Genomic DNA, 25,358 nt, shown 5'->3' with positions numbered 1-25,358 from the left:
GGTCAAGCCGCGCCCGGCCTTGCGCCGCCGGCCTTTGGGGGGTATAAGGCGCGCCTCAATAAGGCGGCTGTGGCCCTGGGTATGCCCTGTGCGTCAAATAACGGTCAAAACCGAAAACGTATTAACACATTCGATCAGAGGAAACCGAAATGCCCAAATTGAAGAGCAAGTCCAGCGCCAAGAAGCGATTCCGCGTTACGGCCAAGGGCAAGATCCGGTTCAACAGTGCGTGCCTGTCGCACATGCTGCGCCGCCGGTCGCAAAAGATGAAGCGTACCAACCGCGGTACACAGATCATGGCCGACTCGGATGCCCGGGTGGTCAAGCGACATTTCCTGCCTTACCTGTAGCCGATAGGAGTCCGATACTATGTCTCGAGTAAAACGGGGCGTGACAACGCACGCCCGTCACCGCAAGGTCATCAAGGCCGCCAAGGGCGCACGGGGTCGTTCCAAGAATACCTTCCGGGCCGCCATACAGCGGGTCCACAAGGACCTGCAATACGCCTATCGCGACCGCCGCACTAAGAAGCGCGATTTTCGCCGTCTCTGGATCCAGCGCATCAACGCGGGCGTCCGGCAGCACGGGCTGACCTATTCCGTGTTCATCAACGGTTTGAAACTGGCGGGAATCGATCTCGACCGCAAGGTCCTGTCCGACCTAGCGGTCCACGAACCCGATGCGTTCCAGGCCCTTGTCGTGCAGGCGCAGGCCGCGCTCGCCGAATAACGCCTTTACCCTGCGGCCAGGCCCCGGCGATGGAAAATCTCGACGAGTTGCGCGAACAGCTGCTATCCGCCGTTGCATCGGCGGATAGCCTGGACGCGTTGGAGGAAATCCGGATCGCCGCGCTTGGCCGCAAGGGCCAGGTTACGGAACTGATGAAGGGTCTGGGCAAGCTGGACCCCGAACAGCGCAAGACGGCGGGCCAGTCGCTGAACGCGGTCAAGACCGCCGTATCAGCGGCAATCGATGCGCGGCAGGGCGGGCTGGCCGCCGCCGCGCTGGAAGCGGAACTGGCCGCGGAACGGATCGATATCAGCCTGCCGGTGCGCCCGGAAAGCGAAGGGCGGATTCACCCGATCAGCCAGACCTTCGATGAGATTATCGCCATCTTCGGCGAAATGGGCTTCAGCGTCGCCGAGGGTCCGGATATCGAAGACGATTTCCACAATTTCACGGCGCTGAATATTCCGCCGGAACATCCCGCCCGGCAGATGCACGATACCTTCTACCTGGCGGAACGCGCCGATGGCGAACGCCCGGTATTGCGGACCCATACCTCGCCGGTGCAGGTCCGCACCATGCAATCGACCACGCCGCCGCTGCGGATCATCGCGCCGGGCCGGACCTACCGGTGCGATTCCGACATGACCCACACGCCGATGTTCCATCAGGTCGAGGGGCTGGTCATCGACAAGACCAGCCATATGGGGCATCTCAAGGGCTGCCTGATCGAATTCTGCCGCGCCTATTTCGAGGTACCCGATGTGCCGGCCCGCTTTCGGCCCAGCTATTTCCCGTTCACCGAACCGTCGGCTGAAATGGATATCGGCTGCAGCCGGTCCGGCGGTGAGCTGAAAATCGGCGCCGGCGACGACTGGCTGGAAATTCTCGGTTGCGGCATGGTGCACCCGAAAGTACTGGCCGCCTGCGGCATCGACCCGAACGAATATCAGGGTTTCGCCTTCGGCATGGGAATCGAACGGATTGCGATGCTGAAATACGGCATTCCCGATCTGCGGACGTTTTTTGACGCGGACCTGCGCTGGCTGCGGCATTACGGTTTCGTGCCGCTGGAAGTGCCGACCCTGTTGCGCGGGTTGACGCCATGAAGTTCACGCTGTCCTGGCTGAAGGATCATCTCGACACCGATGCGCCCCTGAACGAGATCACGGACAAGCTGACATCGCTTGGCCTTGAGCTTGAGTCGCTGCATGACCGCGCCGCCGGATTCGAAAACTTCGTGATCGGCCATGTTATCGCCTGCGATCGGCACCCGGATGCCGACCGGCTGCGCGTCTGTGTTGTCGATACGGGCGGCGCCGAAACCACGCAGGTGGTCTGCGGCGCCCCGAATGCGCGGATGGGCATGAAGGGCGTCTTTGCCCCGGCGGGGACCCGTATCCCCGGCACCGGGGTTGACCTGAAGGTCGCCAAGGTGCGCGGCGTCGAATCCGCCGGCATGCTGTGTTCGGAACGGGAACTCGGCCTGTCCGACGACCATGACGGCATCATCGACCTTCCCGAAGATGCACCGGTCGGCGCCTCCTATGCTGAATATATGGGGATGGACGATCCGGTTATCGAAATCGGCCTGACCCCGGACCGCGCCGATTGCGCCAGCGTGCGGGGCATTGCCCGCGACCTTGCGGCGGGCGGCATCGGTACGCTGAAGCCCTGGCCGTATGAGAACGATTCGGTTCCCGTTACATTCGACAGCCCCGTCCAGTGGGTTCGCGACCTTGGCGCAGACGGCAATGCCTGTCCGATGGTGGTCGGCCGCGCGTTTCGCGGGGTGAAGAACGGACCCAGCCCGGACTGGCTGCAGGATCGGCTGCGCGCTATCGGGCTGCGGCCGATTTCGGCGCTCGTGGATATCACGAATTACGTGACCTTCGATCTGGGCCGGCCGCTGCATGTCTTCGATATCGGCAGGGTCACCGGCGATACGCTGACGATGCGCTTCGCGCGGGATGGTGAGGAAATCGCGGCGCTGGACGGGCGGGACTACACGCTGGACAGCGCGATGACGGTCATCGCCGATTCCGCCCGCGTGCTGGCGATCGGCGGCGTCATGGGTGGGGAATATTCCGGCTGTACCGAGGCGACCACGGATGTCTTCGTGGAAGTCGCGCTTTTCGACCCGATCCGCACGGCGGCGACCGGGCGCAGGCTCGGCATCGAATCCGATGCGCGCTACCGGTTCGAACGCGGCGTCGATCCCGAATCGGCGCTGTGGGGCGCGGAAGTCGCCGCCCGGATGATTCTGGATATCTGCGGCGGTGAGGCCAGCGCCCCGACAATAGCGGGCGAATTACCGGCGCCGGCGCCGGTAATCATGCTCGATCCGGCCCGGATCGCATCGCTGGGCGGCGTCGAGGTCGAAATGGATGCGGCCCGGAAAATTCTGGACGATCTAGGGTTTGAAACCGGTATCGTCGGAAACCGGATTGAGGCGGCCCCGCCAAGCTGGCGTTTCGACGTGGAAGGCGAGGCCTGTCTTGTCGAGGAAGTCCTGCGGGTCCGCGGCTTCGACGGCATACCGGCGGTCCCGTTGCGCGCGGATACGCCGCTGTCGCAGCCGGCGATCACCCCGGTGCAGCGCCAGGTATCCTTCGCGCGCCGGGTGCTGGCGGGTCGGGGCATGCATGAAGCCGTAACCTGGTCGTTCATGCGCGATGCCGATGCGCGGCATTTCGGCGGCGTGACGGATTCGCTGCGCCTCGCAAATCCGATCAGCGCCGATCTGGATGTCATGCGGCCTTCGATCCTGCCAAATCTGATTGCGGCGGCGGGCCGAAACATGGATCGCGGCATCGCGGATCCGGCTTTGTTCGAAACCGGCGCGGCCTGGGAAAGCGATCAGCCGAAAGGGCAGCGTCTGGTTGCCGGCGGTGTTCGCACGGGCATGACGGGCCCGCGCCACTGGGCCGGACCGCAGCGGGCCGTGGATGCGTTCGATGCGAAAGCGGATGCGCTGGCTGTGCTGGCCGCGTGCAACGCGCCGGTGGACAAGCTGCAGGCGACCCCCGACGCGCCGGCGTGGTATCATCCGGGACGGTCAGGTGCGCTGCGGCTGGGGCCGAATGTGCTTGCCTGGTTTGGCGAGGTTCATCCGTCCGTGCTGCGCGAAATGGGTGTGCGCGGCCCCGTGGCGGCGTTCGAGGTGTTCCTTGATGCGGTGCCGCAGCCCAAGTCAAAGGCCGGCAAGGCTAGGCCGCTTCTGCAATCGTCGCCCTACCAGCCGGTCAATCGCGACTTCGCGTTCGTCGTCGCGGATGATATGCCGGCGGCGAAGCTGCTGACGGCGATCCGTACAGCGGAACGCAAGCTGATCACCGAAGTCGGCGTTTTTGACGTTTTTACCGGTCCGTCGATCGGTGCGGGTCGCAAGTCGATTGCCGTTTCGGTCACGCTGCAGCCGACCGAGGCGACCATGACCGAGGCGGAAATCGATGCGGTGGCCGGCCGTATCGTGGCGAGCGTCGAAAAACAGACCGGCGGCGTCCTGCGCAGCTGACGCCAACTGCAATCGCAGTTGACGGGGCATGGCGACTCGTCGAATAACATGCCCATGGCGGCCACGAAGAAATCCTACGCAATTCCCTGCAGCAGCGCGTTCCGAGACCGGGTACAGGCGCTTGCCGCCCGGCGGGGCGTCAACGCCGGCGACCTGGTCCGGTCGGTCATGCTGGTCGTACCGCCGGAGGCCATTGCGGCCATGGCCGATCCCGGCGAGCCGGCGGAACACGATCGCGAGACGATAACGCTCAAATCCGGTCCCGGCGCGGGCAAGCCATGGCGGCGCAAACCACGCATCCAGGTCCGCTTGCCGGCCGGCCATACGATTCCCGAACTGCGCCGGGCGCTGAACCTGGCGCTGGCAATGTCCGCGGGGCAACAGACAATTCGGGTCGAAAATGCGGCGGTCCCGGCGGCGGAAAAGAAGCTTCAGGAAGCGCAGCGGGAACTGGACCGCATGCGCGGGATCATCCGGTCACTGTCCTTCAGCCCGCTGCGCAACAGTGTGAAGACCCGTTCGGACGCGCTTTACGTGCTGGGGTTTCCGCCAAATGCCAAACTGTCTCCAGAAGCCATCAAGACGCGATTCCGCGCCCTGGCGGCAATCCATCACCCTGACAGCGCCTTTGGCGATACGCGCCGCATGAGCCAGCTCAACGAGGCCATGGCGACGCTGCGCACGCTTGGATTCTAGATTTGATCGTGACTGCTGGAATCGCCTCTGGCGATCCGACAGTCACGTGAATCTGATCGACCTTATTGAAGACAGGACGCGTGCCGCAATTGCGCCGCGGTTGGCCGCCGGTCCGCCGCCGGCTGATACTGCACATCCACGAGGGACAATACCTCGAACCAGTCATCGACCGAGACATGCGGCGCCAGATCGAAGGCGTCGAACCCGCATCGCGTCATCAGGCTGGCCTGATCGCACAGCACATTGCCCGTTGCGCGGATCTCACCCGCATACCCGTAGCGTTCCCGCAGGATGCGCGCCATGGAATAGCCGCGCCCGTCGGTAAAGGCCGGAAACGCGATGGCGACAAGCTGCAGGTTTTCCAGCGCATCGGCGATGTCCTCCACATCGTCGGCGCCTGTCAGGCGAATGCCGAGCGGGGCGCCCGAGGCTTTCAGATTTTCACTGTCATTCCGCCACCGGGCGAGCGAAACCGTAACGGGTTTGCCTTCCGGCGCTGCGGAATCGTCGTCCAGATGCGTCCAGCGGTCCTCGATAATCTTGCCGTCCTTAAGCAGTGCCATAGAGCGCCTCCTTGAAGGGGGCCTGTCCGACCCGTTCATAAGTGTCGATAAACCGCTCCTTGCCCTGCCGCTGCGCGACATAAACGTCGACGATGGTTTCCACGGCGTCCACGACTTCATCCGTGGAAAAGGCGCGGCCGATAATCTTGCCGATGGCCGCATTCTCGTCGGCCCGACCGCCCAAGGTGATCTGGTAAAACTCCTCGCCTTTCCGGTCGACGCCCAGAATGCCGATATGGCCGACATGGTGATGGCCGCAGGCATTGATGCAGCCTGAAATCTTGAGCTGCAATTCGCCGAGATCGTGCTGGCGCTTCAGGTCGCTGAACCGCGTGGCGATGCGTTGCGCCACCGGGATCGACCGCGCGGTGGCGAGGCTGCAATAATCCAGCCCGGGACAGGCGATGATATCGCTGATCAGCCCTATATTCGCGGTGGCCAGCCCCTGCGCCTTCAACTGTTCCCACAACGCATACAGGTCGCCCTGCCGGACATGCGGCAGCACCAGGTTCTGCTGATGCGTGACGCGAATTTCAGACAGGCTGAACTCGTCTGCCATGGCAGCGACGGCATCCATCTGGATGGCCGTCACGTCGCCCGGAACACCGCCTTCCGGCTTCAGCGAAATGTTAACGATCGCATAGCCGTTTTGCTTGTGTTCGACGACGCTGGCACGCACCCATTCGGCAAAGGCAGCGTTTTCGCGAAGCTGTTCGATATAGTCCTGCTGGTTGTCGCCCGGCGGGTCGTAGTCCGGCAGTGCGAAAAACGCCTCGATGCGCGACACTTCCGCCGGGGAAAGATCCGGGCCCTTGTCCCGGAGGTTTTCCCATTCCGCTTCGACCTGACGGCGGAATTCGTCGGCGCCCAGGTCGTGCACCAGGATCTTGATCCGCGCCTTGTACTTGTTGTCGCGGCGACCGTTCAGATTGTAGACCCGCAGGATCGCTTCCAGATAGGACAGGAGCTGTTCCTTTGGCAGGAATTCCCGGATTGTCTTGGCAATCATCGGCGTGCGGCCAAGGCCGCCGCCGACCATGATTTCGAATCCCGTCTCGCCGGCGGCGTTCCTGCGGATGGCGATTCCGATGTCGTGGACCTTTACCGCGGCGCGGTCATTGTCGCAGGCGGTGACGGCGATCTTGAACTTGCGCGGCAGGAAGGTGAATTCCGGGTGCAACGTCGACCACTGGCGGATGATTTCGCAGTAAATCCGGGGGTCCTCGATTTCCTCCGCGGCGACGCCGGCATAGGGATCCGATGTCGTATTGCGGATCGTGTTGCCGCTGGTCTGGATGGCGTGCATTTCGACGCTTGCCAGATCGGCGAGGATATCCGGCGCGTCTTCCAGCTTCGGCCAGTTATACTGGATGTTCTGGCGGGTCGTGAAATGGCCGTAGCCGCGGTCATAGCGCCGGGCGATCTGGGCCAGCATGCGCATCTGCGTCGCGGAGAGCGTGCCGTAGGGAATGGCGACCCGAAGCATATAGGCGTGCAATTGCAGGTAAAGACCATTCAGCAACCGCAAGGGCCGGAATTCCTCTTCGCTCAGCCGGCCGTCCAGACGGCGGGTAACCTGATTGCGAAACTGGGCAACCCGCTCGTTGACGAGCCGGGTGTCGTACTGGTCGTAACTGTACATATTCAGGCGACCCGACGAATTTCGCTGGAGTTTGCACCGTATGCGACGGTCGGACCATTCGCCCGGATCTGCTCGCGGATCGTCACCGGACGCGGCAACGCATCATCAAGTGTGACCTCAACGAGGTATGGATCGATGATATACTGCGTGTCGGCGGCGTCCTGCGCCGTCGCCAGCATGGCGGCGTTATCGTCTTCGCTCGTGGAAACGAGGCTTCCCGCGATTTTTTCCGACCATGTGCCGCCTGCTGTCAGGTAGACCGCGCGTCCGTCCCGAAGGCGGCTGGCCGTTACGACCTGCTGTGTCATAATTTCTCTCCGCTGTGTGCCTGGTGCGGCGCCAATCCGCGCCAGGGTTCGTGTTCTTGCTGTTTTGCGGCTTATTTAACACAAAACAAACAGTGTTATTTCTAATTAAACATCATATTAGTGTTATTATAAAATAAAACAACACAAAAAAGTGGAAAATATTTTCGGGTGCTGCGACGCTTTGCGGCGTGGGTTGATCCGGGCGATTCCGTATATCTTGATATCTTGCAAATATTGTCAGCGCGAAGAAACCGACAGATGAGATCAGACACAATCCGGTCCGAAAGAACCGTGCCGCATTCGGTTGCGCACTGGCTGTTCCTGTGCGCCGCCATGGTACTGGCGATGATGATCATCGGCGCGATAACAAGGCTGACGGAATCCGGCCTGTCGATGGTGGAATGGCGGCCGCTGATCGGGGTCCTGCCGCCGATGAATGACGCCGAATGGGACAGGGTCTTCGCGCTGTACCGGGAAACGCCGGAATACCGGATCGCCAATGCCGGGATGACCCTGGCCGAATTCCAGACGATTTTCTGGTGGGAGTTCATTCATCGCCTGTGGGGACGGTCGATCGGACTGGTATTTGCCGTGCCGTTCGTGGTGTTCCTGATCCGGGGCATGATTCCGCGCGGGCTGATCCCGCATCTGGTGGCGCTGTTCGTTCTGGGCGGGTTGCAGGGCGTGATCGGATGGTGGATGGTGAAAAGCGGCTTTGTCGACCGCACCGATGTCAGCCAGTACCGACTGGCAGTTCACCTGGCATTGGCATTCATCATCCTGGGCTATCTGCTCTGGGTCGCGCTCGACATTGTCGCGCCGCGAAACCGGGAACCTTCTCCTTTGCGGGGGCATGCGATGGCGGTGCTCGCCGTGATCTTCGTCACCGCCTTCGCGGGCGGGCTTGTGGCGGGGTTGCGGGCCGGGCTGGATTACAACACCTGGCCGCTGATGGGCGATTCGTTCGTGCCGGACGGTCTGCTGTCGATGTCGCCGGTTTGGCTGAATGTATTCGAAAATATTGCGACAGTTCAGTTCGATCACCGTATGCTGGCCTATCTCAGCGCGGTTCTGGTTGCATCGCTGTGGTGGCGCGGTCGCAATGCGGATCCGCTTTTTCGCAGCGCGGTTACCGCGCTGGCCCATATGACGGTATTGCAGATCGGCCTTGGCATTGCGACGCTGCTGCTGGTGGTGCCGTTGCCGTTGGCGGTGTTGCACCAGGCCGGCGCGGCGGTGACCTTCAGCCTGGCGGTATGGGCGCTGCACGCGGCGTCCGGCCGCGGATAAGCCATAACGCGCCGCCGGGCAGCCCTGCCAGCATGACCAGCAGCCCCAGAGTGATCGAAACGCCGAGCGCCTGTTCGGTGGCGATTCCGTATGGGACAAACAGCCCGACCAGGACGGCTTCCCGCACACCCCAGCCGCCGAAGGAAATCGGCAGCGTTGCCAGCAACAGCGCCAGCGGCGAAAGGGTCAGGCAGACCAGCAGTCCCGGCGATGCGTTCGCCGCCATCGCGACCAGCCAGACGGTCAGTCCGCCGCCCAGATGAATGCCGAGCGACAACAGCAGGATCGGGATCCCGGCGCGGGACAGCAGGACCCGCCGCGCGTCGTATAGAAACGAGCCCAGCCCCTGCAGCCATCGCCACCCGGCGCTGCGCAATGCCGGGCCGAACCCGATGATCGCAGCCAGCGCCACCCCGGCCCCCGTCAGCAGCCACCAGGTTTTTTGTCCGGTCAGCGGCGCGGCGAGGATGGCGGCGGGGATCAGCGCCATCATCGACAGCATGCCCGCGGCGCGTTCAAGCACCACGCCGGTCGCCGCACGTCCGGTGGAGACGCCGGTCGCGCGCAGCAGCCAGACCCGTGCGGCATCCCCGCCCAGTGTCGTCGACAGGGTCTGGTTGAAGAACATGCCGATGAAGAACAATTGCAGTGTCGGTCCGTATCCCGGTGCGTCGCCCTGCCGCCGCATGATCGCCCACCAGCGCCAGGCGCTGGTAAATCCATGCAGCATCAGCATCAGGAAGGCGGCGGCGAGCCAAACCGGCTTCATGGCCTGCAATTGGACAAGCACCGGCGTGAAGTCGAACCGGACCAGCAGCCAGCCGAGCAGCACGGCGGATATGCCAAGTTTGAGCCCAAGAAACAGCCGTCGGCGCGTCATAGGGGCGTCAATGTCCGCCGGCGCGTTCCAGCATCGCATGCAGCAGGACCTGGCAGCCGGCGGCGATGTCGTCCGGTGTGGCGTTTTCGATCTCGTTGTGGCTGATGCCGTCCTCACAGGGGACGAAGATCATGGCGGCGGGGGCGACCTGCGCCATGTAAACCGCGTCATGTCCCGCGCCGCTGACGATGTCCATATACGCCAATCCGGCTGCTTCCGCCCCGGCGCGCACGGCGGCGACGCATTTGGGGTCGAAATGCGTCGCGGCGAAGGACCATATTTCGGTCACCTCGATTTCCACTTTATGGATTGTCGCCAGTTCAGCGGCGGACTGCCGCAAGGCCTTGTCCATTTCGGCAAGCCGGCCGTCATCGGGATGGCGGAAATCCACGGTCAGAAATACCTTGCCGGGGATGACATTGCGGCTGTTCGGGCTGGACTGGATCATGCCCACCGTCGCGCAGGCGCCGGGCTGGAAGTCATGGCCGATTCTGTTAACCGCCAGGACCAATGCCGAAGCGCCGACCAGCGCATCCTTGCGCACCGCCATCGGTGTGGGACCCGCATGACTTTCCTGTCCCGTTACGTCGATTTCATACCAGCGCTGCGCCTGCGCGCCGGTCACGATGCCGATGGGCAATTTTGCGGCTTCCAGAATGGGGCCCTGCTCGATATGGGCCTCGAAATAGGCGCCGAATTCCCGCCCGCCGCAGCCTTCACCCCTGTAGCCGATGCGCTCCAGTTCCTCGCCCATGGTCTTGCCGTCCATATCGGCGATGGCATGGGCCTGATCCAGTGTGAATATCCCGGCATGGACGCCCGATCCCACCATGGCGGGTGCAAAGCGGCTGCCTTCCTCATTGGTCCAGACGGCGACCTCGATGGGTGCCTCGGTTTCCAAACCGGCGTCGTTCAGTGCCCGCACGACTTCCAGCCCCGCAAGAACACCATAGGCGCCATCGAATTTTCCGCCGGTCGGCTGGCTGTCCAGATGGCTGCCGGTGACAATGGGCGGCCGTGACTCATCGCGTCCCGGTCGCCTGGCGAACATGTTGCCCATGGCGTCATGGGTGACGGTGCAGCCCGCGTCCTCACACCAGCGCCGGAACAGGTCACGCGACTGCCGGTCTAGATCCGTGAGCGCCAGCCGCCGGACGCCGCCCTTTTCGGTCGCGCCGATTTTGGCCATTTCCATCAGGCTGTCCCACAGCCGCGCGCCGTCGATCCGCAGGTTATTTCCCGAATGTTCCATTGCGTTCCTCCGGTTGACCGCCGTCATGCCCTTGGGAATGAGTATACCGATTACCCGGCCTCAGCGTTACCCTGTTATCGCCTGCCGCTCCGGATTTGGAGGCGACGCCGGGGCAATACGGCTGTTGCGCCGACCGGTTCAGTCCATTGCAGCGACCCGGTACAGAATGATGCCGCACAGCAATGCGATGACCGCAAATATGCCGAAGGTCATTGCATAACCCGCCAGGGTGATCAGCGCGCCGGCCACAATCGGGCCTGTCGTGATGCCGATATACATGAAGAACTGCGACCCGCCGGCAGCGTCCGCCGTGCGGCCCTGCGGTGCGCGGCGAGCCATTTCGGAAAAGAAAAGTCCGACCCAGCCATTGCCGCCGATACCGAATACTGCGGCGAGTATCATGAAGGCGACCGGCGGCCACGCTGGTGTCGAGAATGCAAGTCCCGCCAGGCCGATTGTCATGACCAGGCCGAGCAGACCCAGCAGGACAGGTGTCGCAATCCAGCGGTCAGCGATGGCGCCCAGCGCAACGCGGGCGGAAATGCCGGCAATATGGACAATCGAAAAGGTCAGCCCCGCCAGTTCCGGGGCCAGTTTTATTTCCGTCCAGAGGTAGACAACAAGATAGGTTGACATGGCGAGCTGGCATCCTGCGAAGCCCAGCCCGGCCAATGCGTAACGTCGCAATATGACGGTTGTGGCAACAAGTTTCAGAGTGACCAGGGCATCGCCGAATGCAAAGCCGGTATTTTCCCGGCGTTGCTCCTTTGGCCCGACTCCCGCTATTGCGGCGAGGGCAATCGCCGCCAGTGCGGCCAACGGAATGACCTGAACCGCTGCGTTCCAGCCATAGGCGAGCAGAAGCGGCGGCAGGATCGCCCCGGCCAGCGCACCGCCCATCGGCGTGCCGCATTGTTTGAGAGAGAAAATCAACGGTCGCCAGTCAACGGGCGAAACCCGCGCCAGGACATGGCTGCCGACCGGGTTCATCGGTCCCGTTCCGACGCCGATCATGGCGGCGCCGAGCAGCATGCCGGCGGGGTTGCCGATTCCGATCAGCATCATACCGAGCCCGGTAAAACCCAGCATGAGTTGAAACGAGGCGCGAGCGCCGAACCGGGAAATCAGGGTGCCGGATAACAGGCCGGTCAGCATCGCAACGAAATAGATCACCGAAACCAGACCGCCGATCAACGCCGGCGCGATATTCAGGTCCGCGGCGATGACGGCCGTCACGACGGGGATACCATAAGCGGCCATGGTTATGATCGACTGGATAACCAGGATCATTACCAGTGGCGTCAATACCCTTCTTTGCAGTAAATCATTCAAGAAAATGCCACTTTCGGCGTACGCATATCGTTGCGCAGTATGTTCGCAGGCAGTGACCGCGCTGTCACCTGCGTCGCAAAATGCTTTCAAAAAGCGCCTGCTGGCCCTCAGTCGTCGAATTCCAACTGAATCTTTCGGCGTAACGGCGCGTCGCCCCGCGATCCGGGAGGTTGCCGAACAACATGTTCACCGCATCGGCCAGCGCTGCGGAGTCGCGGGATGCCATAAGTACCCCTGCGGCGTGTTCGGCGACGATTTCCGGCGTCCCCCAAACATTCGTGGCAACGACGGGGGTGCCGCATGCCATCGCTTCCAATAACACATTGGCCCATCCCTCGCGGCTTGACGCCAGAACCAGCGCGTCCGCTGCGCCGTATACGTCCCGCAATGTGTCATGACCGATCTGCCCCAGAAACCGGACCCTGTCATGCACGCCAAGCCTGCTGGCCTGCTGTTCCAGCGCCTCGCGCTCCGGTCCGGCGCCGGCGATCATCAGGGTGGTGTTTGCCAGTTTCGGCAAGGCGCCGATAACGAGGTCATGCCCCTTGCGTTCAATCAGGTGGCCGACCGATAGCAATGTCGGGCCTGTCAGATTGAGCTTCTTGCGTATCGTCGGCCGGTTGCCTGGCCGGAACATTTCCAGATCCACGCCATTGCGCAACACGCGGACTTTGTCCGGATCCACATCCAGTGCGGTGAGTTCGTCCTTGAGGGCCTGGCAAACCGTAATTATCCCCTGCACGCTGCCCGCAGCCCATTTGATTTGTGCGCGGGGTATCGCGTATTGCGGCAGCAGGTTGATGTCCGTGCCACGGGCGGTCACGGTCACCGGTTTGCCGAATCGACGGCCCAGCAGCGCTGCCGTGATGCCGTCCGGATAGAAATAATGCGCGTCGATCAGATCGACTTCTGCGCCCTGCCGGATCAATTTCGCAATAAACGGCTTCACGAACAAATACATCAGCAGGGGTGCAATGTTGGTGCCGATTTTCGGTATGACCGGATATCGCGGATGGTGAATGGTCAGGCCGTGCCGCTCCTCGATCTCCGGAATACGGGCAAAGTCGCTATAGGGTCTGAATCGTTCATGGCGCGATGGAAACCAGGGAACAGGCGCGACAACGGTCGCTGTCACATTACCGCTTTCGATCAGGTGCCGTAGCCTGTTTTCGACGAATATTCCGTGGACCGGTTGTATCGCATTGGGAAATAGCGACGTGAACGTCAGAATCCTGATCATATACTCGCCATTTTTCGTCAGGTTCGCGGCTGCCGGTTCAAATTGATCGCCAGGATCGTGAGGCCGGTAAACAGAATTACATAAGTGATCGGAAGCCGAATCAATTTGAAAAAAATGTCTGAAGCAAATTCTGACAGGGACCGGCTTCGCGCTTCAGTTTGGGCGCTGGTGCCGGACGCGCCCCTTTCTGTCGAATTACCCGACAGGTTGGAATGCAGCAATACCTGGTCCGGAAGGGTGCCGTTATTTATTACACTGCCATATTTAAAGCCGCCGACGACTTGAAATTCATTCAGTGATGAACCGAAATTGCCCCATCGATTGCCTTCCAGCCAGAAGCGGATTTCCGGAATAAAGCCGGCAACGGCCGTGGCGGAAAAATCAAGCAGTTCGTCGATTTCCAGTGTAAAGGCAATGTCCGACCAGAGATTTTGCCTGTCGGTTAATGTTACGGGATCGATATTGAAATCGGAATCCACGTTCGCAATTCCGTTTGCATTGCTACCTGCGACCAGTTCAATCAGGTCCGGTCCGCCAAGCACCATGTCGCCGACTCCGATTCGGGGATTGTCCGAAACGAATGCTGTTCCGGGCCGGCTGTCGCTGAAGTCAAAGCGGCCAAGGGTATCGGGATTTTCCTGTGGTCTGAATGTATAGCGTTCTAGAATCGGGACGGCAGGAAAGCGGACCTGTCCCTCCAGGGCGCTGCCCGAAACGATCATCAATGTCGCATGCGCCATCGGAAAAAACGTCAGATTTTCAATTTCCTGCCCTGACACTGAATACGCGACGGTAAGCCAGACCAGCCCGTGACAGAATTTTCTACTCATATTATCTGGGACATATCATTGGTCGATTAAGGAAAAATAGACGGACGCTTTATTTGACAGGAACGAATGGATTTAAGCCCGTCAAGCGGGCTTAAAGACAAAGACTGCTTTCGATAGCAATGCGGCCTTCATGCCCTGTTCATCGTCGTATCAGCAAGGGTTAAGGCTGCGGCGGCAAAGGCGTGCATATTCGGTTCGCGGTCCGATTTTCCCGTTTCAATGGTCGTAACAATATCGACCGGGCCTGAAACAGCGACGCAGACATGTCCGGCATCGTCGCCGTAACGATTTCCGGTCGGCCCGGCGGCGCCGGTTTCCGCGATACCCCAGGTCGTGCCCATCTTTTCACGGACCGTTCGCGCCAGCATCATGGCATGCGGTTCCGAAGCGGACCGGATTTCATCGAGGGTCTTTTCCGGAACACCCAGAAGTCTGATCTTGGCATCGCGCGTGTAGACAACGACGCCGCCCATGAAATAGACCGAAGCGCCCGGAACGGCCAGAAGCGCTGCCGCGACAAGACCGCCGGACGATGATTCCGCGATTGCCACCGTTTCGTTACGCTGCTTCAACCCGGCTCCGACCCGGTTCGCCAATTCGCTCAATTCCGACATGATTGTTCTTCCAATGGTGCGATAGTGAAAATAAGAAAGATTTCAGTATACTGGATTTCTTCTACTTTGGGAATGAAAGGACAGTCAATTTGAAACGGAATACGTGCAGGCTCCTGTCTTTCGTCCCCCCTGTTCGACGCGGCGCCATTGTGCCTGTTATTCGAGGTCATGCCGGAAGCGCTCGAATTTCCGCAAGGCGGTCAATACCCGGGCCGCGTTGGCGAGTTCATCATAGACCGGTATTCCGACTTCCAGCGCCCGCGCGCGGTAACCGCGCTTGGCATTATCGATGTCTTCACCGCCGTCCGAACGCAGCACCAGGATGAAATGTGACTGGCCGGGATACTGCGCCTGAACCCGCAGCGCCGCCTGCATCAGGTTCTCCAAGGGATCGACCGTGCTACGGCCGATAAATGCAGCCAGGTTCAGATGCATAACCACCGCATCGGCCTCGTCGGTCGCATAAACCGCGTCGAGTATTTTTTCAGCGATCTTTCCTTGCTCGGTCTGCAGGGTTCCGACCGGCGTATCGATCGGGTTAACGACACTGGTTCCTGGCGGCAGGCCCAGCGCATTCAGCGCATCCTGCGCCCTGACGCTGAGCGGATCAATGTCCAGACCCAGTCGTGTAAAATAGTCGGTCGCCAGCACGCTGGTGCCGCCGCCATTGCCGAACATGACAATCCGTTTTGTCGGCCGGCCCGGATTCGGGGTCAGCATCTGGAAGGCCAGCAGGGCTTCGACGAAATCGTCCAGGTTATCGACCAGCACGCATCCCGTCTGCTTCTCCAGGGCCGTCCAGACCCGGTCGTCGCCGGCCAGGGATCCTGTGTGCGATGCGGCAGCGGCCTGCCCGGCGCGGGTTCGTCCCCCTTTCAGGATCACGACCGGTTTCACGGCTTTCGCGGCTCGAAGGATATTTGCGAAGCGGCCGCCGTCCTTGGCGTCCTCCAGGTACAAGCCGAGCACTTTGGTGTTCGGATCGGACAGGTAGAATTCCAGCAGGTCGTTCGGGCCGAGATCGGCGCTGTTGCCGACGGTGACAAGGCCACTGAACCTGACTCCGCGCAGCAACCCGCGCCGGACGATGTCGGTACCAAGACCGCCGCTCTGCGAGATGACGCCGACGCTGCCCGGCTCCATCGAAGAACCCTTGGCGAAGGTAACGCGGCCGCGCGGAGAATAGAGACCCAGACAGTTCGGTCCGATAACCCGGCAGCCGCCTTCGCGGGCGGCGGCGACGAGGTCGCGCTGCAGGTCGATACCGTCACTGACCTCGCCGAAGCCCGCCGAAATGACCTGCGCGAATTTCAGCCGGCCTTTTGCGGCGCGCAGCATATCGGGGACTCGGGCGGCGCCGACCGCGATGAAGGCATAATCTATGGGGTTGGGCGTCTCACCGAGCGAACGATAGACCGGCAACCCGTCAATTTCATCCGCGGTTGGATGGATCGGGTAAATGTCGCCTTCGAAGCCGCTTTCGCGCAACCGGGCGATGCAGTTATTGCCGACCGCGAAGCGTTCGGCGGACGCCCCCAGCACGGCAACGGCTTTCGGTTCGAAAAGCGGGCCGAAATCGGCCGGGACAGGTTCGGGATGTTCCGGCCGCGATTCCTTCGGCGCCAGAATGACGCGGGCGTCCACGGCGACAGCGCCTTTCGGCGAAACGATGATCGGGTTGATATCCAGTTCGTCAATTTCGTCCGCGTTGTCGAGCAACAGACCGCCTGGTCCGCCGATTTGCATCAGTGCGTCGATAATGGCCTGTTCGGAAACCGGTTTACGGCCACGCGCGCCAACCAGCAGCGGCGCGCCCTTTAATTCGCGCAACATGGCCCAGGCATCGGATTCGGATATCGGGCACAGGCGAAAGGCGACATCGCCCATGACCTCGACGAAGATACCGCCCAGGCCGACCATGATCATCGGTCCGAATTGCGGGGCGTAGACGCCGCCGATCACCACTTCCTGGCCATCGGGAGCCATTTCCTCCATCAGGAATCCGTCGATCTGGCACCCGGAAATCGCGGGGGATTTCCGCATGGTCATGATTGCTTCGGCAACGGCCTCGGCGTTGTCCAAGCCGATGGCGACGCCGCCGGCATCGCTCTTGTGCAGCAGGTCCGGCGACATGACCTTGACGACGACAGGCGCGGTCAATCCGGTAAAGGCTGTCGCAGCATCCTCCGGACCTGTCACGATAACGGATTTCGGCGTGGCGATACCGTATTGCGCCAGAAGGGTTTTCCCGGCGGCTTCGTCAAGCGCCTCACGCCCCGCGGTGCGGGCTTCGGCAAATAGTGCTTTGGTGTTCATGGTTCCGTTCTAGTAGCTGGTCGGCCAGGTGCGCATCAGGTGCCTGCCGACGCCGCTGGTCATGCGCAGGCGGTGGATATCGAGCATGCGGATCAGGAATTCGCGCGTTTCAGACGGCTTGATTACATCGTGGACGGCGTAGGTTGCGGCCATGTCCCAGATCTCCGTATCTTTCTGGATCCGGGCGAACGCTTCCTCGAAGCCTTCCATGCCTTCCTCCAGCCCGTGCACGATCATGGTCGCGAAGCGCGGGTCCATGAAGCTGACCTCGCCGGTGGGCCAGGCGGCCAGCGTGTCCGAATGCCGCCCGCCGCCCATGCAGACATAGGCGCGGCCATAGCTCTTGCGCAGGATGACGGCGATGCGCGGTACGGTGACCAGAGTCATCGCGTTCATGAAATTCATGATCCGGCCCGGTGCGCGGCTGCGCTCCGCCTCGGTGCCTATGGCAAAGCCCGGCGTATCGACAAGCTGCACGATGGGGATGTTGAAGGAATCGCACAGCACCAGGAAATCGACGATCTTCTCGCAGCACTGGGTATCCAGCGCGCCGCCGCGATGCTGCGGGTTATTGGCAATGACGCCCACGCTCTTGCCGTCCAGCCGGGCCAGCGCGGTGATCGCCGGGCGGCCGAAGCGCGGCTTCATTTCGAACAGGCTTCCCTTGTCGAATACGGCGTCGAGGATCTTGCGCATGTTGTAAACCTGGGTGCGCTTCGCCGGCAGGACCTTATGGATGTCGGCCATGTCCTCGCCGGATCCCGGCGTGACGTCGCGCACCGGCGGCGCTTCCATGTTGTGGCTGGGCAGGTAGCTGAGGAACGTGCGGATTGCGTCCAGCGCCTCCTCGTCGGTATCGACCACCATGTCGATCTGGCCGGTGGTCTCCGCATGCAGCTTCCAGCCGCCGAGTTCCTCCAGGTCGACCTCCTCGCCGATGGCGCGGCTGACGAGGCGCGGGCTGGACACCGACATGGTCGATCCCTTGCGCATGACCGCGAAATCCGAACAGCAGGCCAGCCAGGCGGAGGATCCGAAGGAAAAGCCCAGCGCCGCGGCCGCCCAGGGCGTATCCCGCATGCGCTGGAACTGGGTGATGTCGTTGCCCAGCAGCGCGCCCATGCCGCGCGATCCCATCGCGTCCGGCAGGCGCGCGCCGGTGGATTCGCCAATAAAGACGGCGGGCATGCCGCGCTCGGTCGCGATTCGTTTGACCTGTCCGACCTTCTTGCTGTTGGTGGCGCTGGTCGAGGAGCCCTTGACCGTGAAGTCGTTCACGACCAGCGCGACATCCCGGCCATCGATTTTGGCGTAACCGGTGATCTTGCCGTCGGTCGGGGTTTCGTCATGCTGTTCGGGATAAACGCCGGACGTGCCCAGCAGCCCGGTTTCCAGGAAGCTGTCCGTATCGGCGATATAGGCGACCCGTTCCCGTGCGTTCAGAACGCCCGCATTGCGGCGGCGTTCCAGCTTCTTCCCGCCGCCCATCGCCAGAGCCTTGCGGCGGCGCTCTTCCAGTTCGGCTATGCCGGTTTCGATACCGGATTCTTCGTTTACCATGTCGCGGCTTTTCGTGTTCTTGAAAGGGTATATATGTTCAGCGCCCGACAAACACGGGTTTGCGCTTCTCCATGAAGGCGCGTCGTCCTTCCGCATAATCCTCGCTCGCGTTGCAGATGTCGACCATGCTGTCGCAGAGTTGGATGTTGCGGTCATCCGGGTCCTTGGCATTCTCCAGGACGGCTCGTTTTACGGCATGCATTGTCATGGGCGCATTGGCGGCGATGGTCTTCGCGTAGTCGCGTACGTAATCTTCCAGGATATTGTCCGGCACCAGCCGGTCGATAAGCTTCATGTCCAGGGCTTCCTGGGCGTTGAACTGGCGTGCCGTGAAGAATATCTCCTTGGCGAAGGACGGCCCTACATGCGCGACCAGTCGCGAAATGCCATCGTAATCATAACCGATGCCCAGCCGGCCTGCCGGTATGGCGAAGCTGGATTTGTCGGAACTGATCCGCGTATCGCATTTCAGGGCCGCGCCAACCCCGCCGCCAATACAGTAACCCCGAATCATGGCGATTGTCGGCTTCGGCATGTTCAGCAGCAGCTTCTGCGCCCGTTCGTTCCTGGCGTGGTATTTTTCCTCCGCTTCGGCATTGGCGCGTTCGTCTTCGAATTTCGAAATATCGGCGCCGGACATGAAGGCCTTGCCGCCGGCCCCGGTGACAACGACAACGCGGATGGCGCTGTCATTCTGGAAATCCTCCAGGATATCCGCCGCCGCTTCCCACATGTCGCCCGAAACGGCGTTGTGGCGCGCGGGGTTGTTGAAAATCATGCGCCCGACCGGGCCATCCTTTTCAGCGAGCATCTTATCCATGGTCAAAAGCGTACTTCCCTTTGTCTGCACTGAAAACACTGCGGTTTTGGAACGTTGCGGGCCAGCGTCATCTGAAAATCCGGTTTACGGCTTTACTCTGATCGGATGTCCCTGCAACAATTCCGTCAATAGAACATCTGGGGCAGGAAAAGCGCAACCTGAGGGAACAGGACGAGCAGGCCGATCATGACGAACATGGTCAGTACAAAGGGCAGGGTACCGACAATCACATCGTTCATTGCCCCCCCATCGCGGACACCATGCACGATATACAGATTGACGCCGACGGGCGGCGTAATCAGCGCGGTTTCCAGCAGGATAGTCACCAGGATGCCGAGCCAGACCGGATCGAAGCCCAGCCCGATCAGGATCGGGGCAATCAGGGGGGTTGTCGTGATCAGCATCGACAGCGTTTCCATGAAGCAGCCGAGAACGATATAGAATGCGATGATGACCCAAAGCGTCTGCATCGGCGTCACGCCCAGGTTGTCGATCAGGTCGATCAGCCTGCCGGTCATGCCGACGGCGGCCAGCACAAAGTTGAGGAACAGGGCCGCAAAGATAATCAGCATCACCATTGCGGTGGTTCGCAACGTTCCTTCGACAGCCTCGCGCAGCATGGTTATGTTCAGTGCGCCGAAACAGGCGGCGAGGATAATCGAGGCGACCACCCCGACGGACGCCGCTTCGGTCGGGGTCGCGACGCCGGCATAGATCGAGCCGACGACGACGACGAAGATGCCCAGCGGCGGCAGAAGGTGCGGCAGCGATTCCCAGCGCATGTCCCAAGTCGTTTCAACCGGGCTGCCGCCCCATTTCGGCTTGATCAGGACAGCGATCAGGATGGTCAGCATGAACAGGCTGGCAAGCAGTACGCCGGGAATAAACCCGGCGAGATAGAGCTGCGGCACGGACGTATCGGTCAGTAACCCGTATATGATCAGGTTTATCGATGGCGGAATCAGGATGCCAAGCGTGCCGCCGGCGGCGAGCGTGCCCAGGAACAACGGTTCGTTATAGCCGCGCCGGGCAATTTCCGGATAGGCGACGGTGCCGACCGTGGCGGCCGTGGCGACGCTGGATCCGGACGATGCCGCAAAGATGGCGCAGGAGCCGATATTCGAATGCATCGTGCCGCCGGGCAGCCACGACAACCACTGCACCATCGCGCCGTACATGCGTTCGGCGATGCCCGCGCGCAGCAGGATTTCGCCCAGCAGGATGAATAGCGGGATGGCGACCAGCACGTATTCGATGGCGTTCTGCCAGACGACTTCGCCAAGCGCGAGGTGAAGCGGCATCAGCGAATAGAAATTGTCGAGGATGAGCCCCAGCCAGCCGAGTGCGCCGGCGACCGGCACACTCAGCGCCAGCAACGACAGAAGTATTACTCCGGTCCACGCCAGCATGTCAGTCGTCTTCGCCGCGTTTCAGGCGGGCCCGTTCGTTGAGTGCGTGTTCGCGTTCTATTTCGGCGCGCGCATGGGCGCGTTCCTCGGCGACTTCTTCCTCGATCCCGCGCGGACCGACCAACTGCGCAATGCGCAGCCAGTCCCGCTGAAACAGCGCGACGATCAGCCGAATCAGCATCAGGGCGAAAACAACCATGAAAAAGCCCAGACCGACCAGCCAGAAGCCTTGCGGTATGGCCAGCGGCGTCACCAGCGGCGTAATCGATACCGAATCGCTTTCGTAGCTGTTCAGCCAGACGGCAAAGGCGCGTTCGGTGACGATCGTCAGAAATCCGCCCAGGAGCAGGAACCCCAGAATGTCGAGAAACGGCCGGACGACTTTCGGCAATTGCAGGTACAGCGCGTCGATCCGTACATGGGTTCGCTGCAATGTCGCGAATGCGAATGCCAGCGCTGTGGAAATGGCGAATATATAGCCCGCAATTTCATCCGCGCCACCGAACGACCAGTTGAAGATCTTCCGGACGATGACGTCGATCGTTGTCATGACGGCAGCGAAAATCAGCAGCGCGCCGCCGATCCAGACGGCAATCCGCGACACTTTCTCCGCGCCTACGAGAAGTCTGTCAAGCATGGTTCTCACGGGGTGCTTGCCGATTACCGTATACAGCGCCATGCGCCGCGCCGGGTAAAGGACTGGGGGATGGCGGATTTCGGGTAAGTAGCCGGCAGGTTCCACCGCCGCCGCGATCCCGCCGGATATACTTCTGGATACTCAACTTGCCACCCGTCTCGTTACTGGAGGCGTGTCCGGAATTGTACCAGTGCCTTTGGGATATCAGCCATTGGTTCGTTCCGTTTCACACAGCATATAACCACCCGACGGCACGCTTCGGTACCATTTGCACGTCACAATGGCATAACTTCCGCCATGATGTCATTCATCCTGATCAGATTCACATGGCTGCTGGATCGCCAGAGGCGTTTCCGGCAAACCGTGATCTGATTCAGGCATCAGCTCCCGCCAGCCTTGCCCATGGCGCGACGAAACTGCTAAACACCGCGCCACGTTCCGGCACGGTGCCGGATTTCCCGGAACCGGCAAAATCGGCGCGCTTCATAGTGAAAAAATGGCTCATTTTCGTAGTCAAGTCGGCTGTCTCGGTCCTGTTGCTCTGGTGGCTTTTCAGCCGTATCGATCTCACGCCGGTCGCTGAAGCGGCAGGCCGGATGTCGTCGGGCCCCATCGTCGTGGCATTTGGCCTGACGGTAGCGGCATCGGCAGTTCTTTCCCTGCGCTGGGTTGTCGTCTGCCGGACACTTGACATTCCCCTTGCGGTTGGACGGGCGTTGTGGCTGACATTTGTCGGCCAGTTTTTCAATCAGACACTGCCATCGACGATCGGCGGCGACGTCGTGCGAATCTGGTTCTTTCGCAGCGATCGGGTTTCGATGGAGCAGGCGGCGATTTCTGTCATTCTCGACCGGTTCTGCGCTCTCGCGGCCTCGCTGATTGTCGTGACCCTGACGCTGCCGATCCTGTTTACGCTGACCGGGGACTCAGCCGCCCGCTGGAGCATACTACTTCTGATCGTCGCGGGATCGGCGGGGATTGCCTTCCTGATCGCGTTGGGTGGGCGCGCGGGTCAATTCGCGGGGCGATGGCGGGCATTACGGCCGCTCGTGGCGTTCGGAATGGCGGCGCGCCGTTTTTCGGTACAGACTGTTCCGGTCGGTGCGGCGCTTGGCCTCGCGGCTGTCATCATCGCCTTTACAATGCTTACAGTCTGGTTGATCGGCCTGTCCATATCGGCTGAACTTCCGTTGATTCATTGCCTGGTTCTCGTGCCGCCGGTAATTCTGGTATCCATGATTCCGGTATCCATCGCGGGATGGGGCGTACGCGAAGGGGCGATGGTCGTGGCGTTCGGGTTCGTCGGTATTCCTGCGGCGGACGCGCTGGTCGTATCGCTGACGTTCGGCGCCCTGCTCGTCGCCACCGGTTTGCCCGGCGGGGTCCTGTGGTTGCTGTCGGGCCGGCAACTCAGAACTGGAAACGGAATAACAGGCCGATGGAGAAACACGTAGCCATGATCGATGCCCGGAGGCCAGGTTCGCCACGCAAGGAAGCGATGATCGCGTGGATAGATCGCATTGCCGATAGTCGCGATGCCTGGCGGCAGAAGAACCATTACTTCAACGCCGAACATGAGCGTTACCTGCAATTCCTGATCCCCAGCGGATTGCGCGTGCTCGATATCGGTTGCGGCACCGGGCATCTGCTTGCCGGGCTGAAACCCGGCCGCGGCGTCGGCGTCGATTTCAGTTCCCGTATGGTCGAAATCGCCCGGGAAAATTACCCGGACCTGGAATTCATCCAGGGCGATGCGGAAGACCCGGAGCTTGCGGCGCGGCTCGGCGGGCCGTTCGACGTGATCGTCGTTTCCGATACGATCGGCTACTTTGACGATTGCGAAACCGCCCTGCGAAACCTGCATTCCCTGTGTACGCCGGATACGCGGATCGTCATCGCCTATTATTCGAAATACTGGGAACCGATACTCTCTGTCGCGGAACTGTTCGGGCTGAAGATGCGTCAGCCGCCGCTCAACTGGCTGTCGACGAGCGATATAGGCAACCTGCTGTCGCTGGCCGATTTCGATATTATCAAGCGGGACTGGCGGCAGCTTGTCCCGCGGCGGCTGTTCGGAATCGGACCGGTCATAAACCGGTTCATCGGCACCCTGCCGCTGATCCGCCGGTTTTCGCTGCGCAACTACATGGTGGCCCGGCCGATGCCGACGCAGTCGCTCGGCCCGCTTTCCGTGACGGTTATCATTCCCTGCCGTAACGAGCGCGGCAATATCGAGCCGGCGATCCGGCGGATGCCCCGATTTGCCGAAGACATGGAAATACTCTTCGTCGAGGGGCATTCCAGCGACGGAACCTTCGCGGAATGCGAAAGGGTCCGTGACGCCTATGCCGGGGAATGGGATATCAAGGCGGTTCGGCAGGAAGGCAAGGGCAAGGGCGATGCAATGCGCAAGGGGTACGATCTCGCGCGGGGCGATGTCCTGATGATCCTGGACTCAGACCTGACCATGCCGCCGGAGGACCTGCCGAAATTCTACCACGCGCTGGTATCGGGCAAGGGTGAATTCATCAACGGTTCCCGGCTCGTGTATCCCATGGAAAGTGAAGCGATGCGATTCCTCAACTGGGTCGCCAATCAGATTTTCTCACTGCTGTTCAGCTGGCTGTTGAACCAGCGCTTTACGGATACGTTGTGCGGCACCAAGGTTTTGCGCCGGCGGCATTACGACGCCATTGCCGCCAACCGTGACTATTTTGGCGATTTTGATCCATTCGGCGATTTCGACCTTATTTTCGGCGCCACCAAGCTGAACCTGAAAGTGGCCGAGATACCGATCCGCTACGCCAGCCGACGCTACGGCGAAACGCAGATTTCCCGGTTTTCGCATGGCTGGTTGCTGGTGCGGATGGTGGTGTTTGCCTTTTTCCGGTTGAAGGCGTTCTGACGATGGCGCCCGCCCGCCCGGCGGATTATCGCGCCATCTGGATGGCGAAACCGGTCCTGCGCAACGTCTACCAGGGCTGGTACCGGCGTATGGCGAAGGCCTGCCGGGCGGGCAGGACACTGGAAATCGGCGGCGGGTCGGGAAATTTCAAATCGTTCGCGCCGGATGTCATTTCAACGGATATCATGACCGCCGCGTGGCTGGATGCGGTGTGCGATGCGCACCGGCTGCCTTTTGACGAAGCGAGCTTCGACAATATCGTCATGTTCGACGTCCTGCATCACTTGCAGCGCCCGGCCCTTTTCTTCAGGGAGGCCATGCGCGTTCTTCGCGCCGACGGGCGGATCGTCATGCTGGAACCGGCCATTACGCCGGTCAGCCACGTTTTCTATGACAGGTTCCATGCCGAACCGGTGAATATGACCGAGGATCCCTTCGCAGACGGGCCGCTGGATACCGGTCGCGACCCGTTCGATTCCAATCAGGCAATCCCGACTCTGCTGTTTGGCGGAATGGCGCGGCAGGCGGCTTTCGAAAAGGCTTTTCCCGGACTTTCCGTCGACATGGCGGAATATCTGGCGTTGTTCGCCTATCCGCTGACGGGCGGTTTCCAGTCCTGGAGCCTGCTGCCCGCATGGCTGGCCGGGCCGTTGACTGCGCTGGAAAATATTCTGGCGCCGGTTCTGGGCCGGTCGATGGCGTTCCGGATGCTGATTGTTATCTCCCTCAAACGATCCTATCGCATGCCGGGTCAGGAATCCTTAACGGTTGATTATCAAAAAAACCGATGGCTTCGCAGTTAGCTTTATTTTACCTGTTAA

General features: G+C 61.2%; 23 protein-coding genes. 9 read left to right on the top strand and 14 right to left on the bottom strand.

All coding sequences use genetic code 11. The features are described 5' to 3' along the window. The first annotated feature begins 149 nt into the window (after positions 1–149). From rpmI to WD767_15545, 5 genes are read left to right on the top strand one after another with little or no spacing between them, the layout of a single operon-like run. Complete coding sequence (rpmI, locus tag WD767_15565; GenBank protein ID MEX2617511.1) at positions 150–350, top strand: 50S ribosomal protein L35; 201 nt, start codon at positions 150–152, stop codon at positions 348–350. 19 nt (positions 351–369) lie between these two features. Beyond that, the gene (gene rplT, locus WD767_15560) at positions 370–729 is read left to right on the top strand and encodes a 50S ribosomal protein L20 (protein MEX2617510.1); all 360 of its coding nucleotides are present in this window, start codon (positions 370–372) and stop codon (positions 727–729) included. 29 nt (positions 730–758) lie between these two features. Beyond that, positions 759–1,835, top strand: a complete 1,077-nt coding sequence (pheS, locus tag WD767_15555) for a phenylalanine--tRNA ligase subunit alpha (GenBank protein MEX2617509.1) — start codon at positions 759–761, stop codon at positions 1,833–1,835. After that, entirely contained in the window at positions 1,832–4,243 is a 2,412-nt protein-coding gene (pheT, locus tag WD767_15550; protein ID MEX2617508.1) for a phenylalanine--tRNA ligase subunit beta, read from the top strand. Before pheS ends, pheT begins: the two co-directional genes overlap by 4 nt. A gap of 54 nt (positions 4,244–4,297) precedes the next feature. Then, complete coding sequence (locus WD767_15545) at positions 4,298–4,939, top strand: J domain-containing protein (protein MEX2617507.1); 642 nt, start codon at positions 4,298–4,300, stop codon at positions 4,937–4,939. A gap of 62 nt (positions 4,940–5,001) precedes the next feature. Here WD767_15545 and WD767_15540 read toward each other — a convergent pair whose 3' ends face one another. The 3 genes from WD767_15540 to WD767_15530 are packed head-to-tail and all read right to left on the bottom strand — an operon-like array spanning position 5,002 to position 7,452. Next, positions 5,002–5,502, bottom strand: a complete 501-nt coding sequence (locus WD767_15540; GenBank protein ID MEX2617506.1) for a DUF934 domain-containing protein — start codon at positions 5,500–5,502, stop codon at positions 5,002–5,004. Continuing rightward, entirely contained in the window at positions 5,489–7,144 is a 1,656-nt protein-coding gene (locus WD767_15535) for a nitrite/sulfite reductase (GenBank protein MEX2617505.1), read from the bottom strand. Before WD767_15535 ends, WD767_15540 begins: the two co-directional genes overlap by 14 nt. A 2-nt stretch (positions 7,145–7,146) precedes the next feature. After that, positions 7,147–7,452 carry a DUF2849 domain-containing protein gene (locus WD767_15530; GenBank protein ID MEX2617504.1) on the bottom strand — a complete coding sequence of 102 codons (306 nt, stop codon included), beginning with the start codon at positions 7,450–7,452 and terminating at the stop codon, positions 7,147–7,149. 258 nt (positions 7,453–7,710) lie between these two features. On the opposite strand from WD767_15530, the gene WD767_15525 reads away from it, so the two are divergent. Beyond that, positions 7,711–8,742 carry a COX15/CtaA family protein gene (locus tag WD767_15525; GenBank protein MEX2617503.1) on the top strand — a complete coding sequence of 344 codons (1,032 nt, stop codon included), beginning with the start codon at positions 7,711–7,713 and terminating at the stop codon, positions 8,740–8,742. Here WD767_15525 and WD767_15520 read toward each other — a convergent pair. From WD767_15520 to WD767_15470, 11 genes are all read right to left on the bottom strand, one after another. Continuing rightward, positions 8,696–9,622, bottom strand: a complete 927-nt coding sequence (locus WD767_15520; GenBank protein MEX2617502.1) for a lysylphosphatidylglycerol synthase transmembrane domain-containing protein — start codon at positions 9,620–9,622, stop codon at positions 8,696–8,698. The genes WD767_15525 and WD767_15520 overlap by 47 nt on opposite strands. A 7-nt stretch (positions 9,623–9,629) precedes the next feature. Then, positions 9,630–10,901 (bottom strand): Zn-dependent hydrolase, encoded by a 1,272-nt coding sequence (locus WD767_15515; protein ID MEX2617501.1) that lies wholly within the window; start codon positions 10,899–10,901, stop codon positions 9,630–9,632. A 111-nt stretch (positions 10,902–11,012) separates the two neighbouring features. After that, positions 11,013–12,179, bottom strand: coding sequence for an MFS transporter (locus tag WD767_15510; GenBank protein ID MEX2617500.1), 1,167 nt, complete (start codon positions 12,177–12,179; stop codon positions 11,013–11,015). 91 nt (positions 12,180–12,270) lie between these two features. Continuing rightward, positions 12,271–13,446, bottom strand: a complete 1,176-nt coding sequence (locus tag WD767_15505) for a glycosyltransferase family 4 protein (protein MEX2617499.1) — start codon at positions 13,444–13,446, stop codon at positions 12,271–12,273. A 17-nt stretch (positions 13,447–13,463) separates the two neighbouring features. After that, entirely contained in the window at positions 13,464–14,276 is an 813-nt protein-coding gene (locus WD767_15500) for a hypothetical protein (GenBank protein ID MEX2617498.1), read from the bottom strand. Between the two features lie 128 nt (positions 14,277–14,404). Continuing rightward, the gene (locus WD767_15495) at positions 14,405–14,890 is read right to left on the bottom strand and encodes a CinA family protein (protein ID MEX2617497.1); all 486 of its coding nucleotides are present in this window, start codon (positions 14,888–14,890) and stop codon (positions 14,405–14,407) included. A 156-nt stretch (positions 14,891–15,046) separates the two neighbouring features. After that, on the bottom strand, positions 15,047–17,206 hold the full coding sequence (locus WD767_15490) for an acetate--CoA ligase family protein (GenBank protein MEX2617496.1): 2,160 nt from the start codon (positions 17,204–17,206) through the stop codon (positions 15,047–15,049). Between the two features lie 9 nt (positions 17,207–17,215). After that, a complete protein-coding gene (locus WD767_15485) occupies positions 17,216–18,766 on the bottom strand; it encodes a carboxyl transferase domain-containing protein (protein ID MEX2617495.1) in 1,551 nt (516 codons plus the stop codon). 37 nt (positions 18,767–18,803) lie between these two features. Further along, positions 18,804–19,586, bottom strand: a complete 783-nt coding sequence (locus WD767_15480; protein MEX2617494.1) for an enoyl-CoA hydratase — start codon at positions 19,584–19,586, stop codon at positions 18,804–18,806. Positions 19,587–19,711: 125 nt separating this feature from the next. Further along, positions 19,712–20,995 (bottom strand): TRAP transporter large permease, encoded by a 1,284-nt coding sequence (locus WD767_15475; GenBank protein ID MEX2617493.1) that lies wholly within the window; start codon positions 20,993–20,995, stop codon positions 19,712–19,714. A 1-nt stretch (position 20,996) separates the two neighbouring features. Beyond that, a complete protein-coding gene (locus tag WD767_15470) occupies positions 20,997–21,632 on the bottom strand; it encodes a TRAP transporter small permease (protein ID MEX2617492.1) in 636 nt (211 codons plus the stop codon). A gap of 326 nt (positions 21,633–21,958) precedes the next feature. Here WD767_15470 and WD767_15465 point away from each other — a divergent pair, with 326 nt between their 5' ends. The 3 genes from WD767_15465 to WD767_15455 are packed head-to-tail and all read left to right on the top strand — an operon-like array spanning position 21,959 to position 25,340. Beyond that, a complete protein-coding gene (locus WD767_15465) occupies positions 21,959–23,086 on the top strand; it encodes a lysylphosphatidylglycerol synthase transmembrane domain-containing protein (protein MEX2617491.1) in 1,128 nt (375 codons plus the stop codon). After that, positions 23,071–24,537, top strand: a complete 1,467-nt coding sequence (locus WD767_15460; protein ID MEX2617490.1) for a bifunctional class I SAM-dependent methyltransferase/glycosyltransferase family 2 protein — start codon at positions 23,071–23,073, stop codon at positions 24,535–24,537. Before WD767_15465 ends, WD767_15460 begins: the two co-directional genes overlap by 16 nt. 2 nt (positions 24,538–24,539) lie before the next feature. After that, entirely contained in the window at positions 24,540–25,340 is an 801-nt protein-coding gene (locus WD767_15455; GenBank protein MEX2617489.1) for a class I SAM-dependent methyltransferase, read from the top strand. Positions 25,341–25,358: the final 18 nt, after the last annotated feature.

Source organism: Alphaproteobacteria bacterium, from assembly GCA_040905865.1.
Taxonomy (GTDB): Bacteria; Pseudomonadota; Alphaproteobacteria; order UBA8366.
This window is presented reverse-complemented; position numbering and strand designations above follow the sequence as displayed.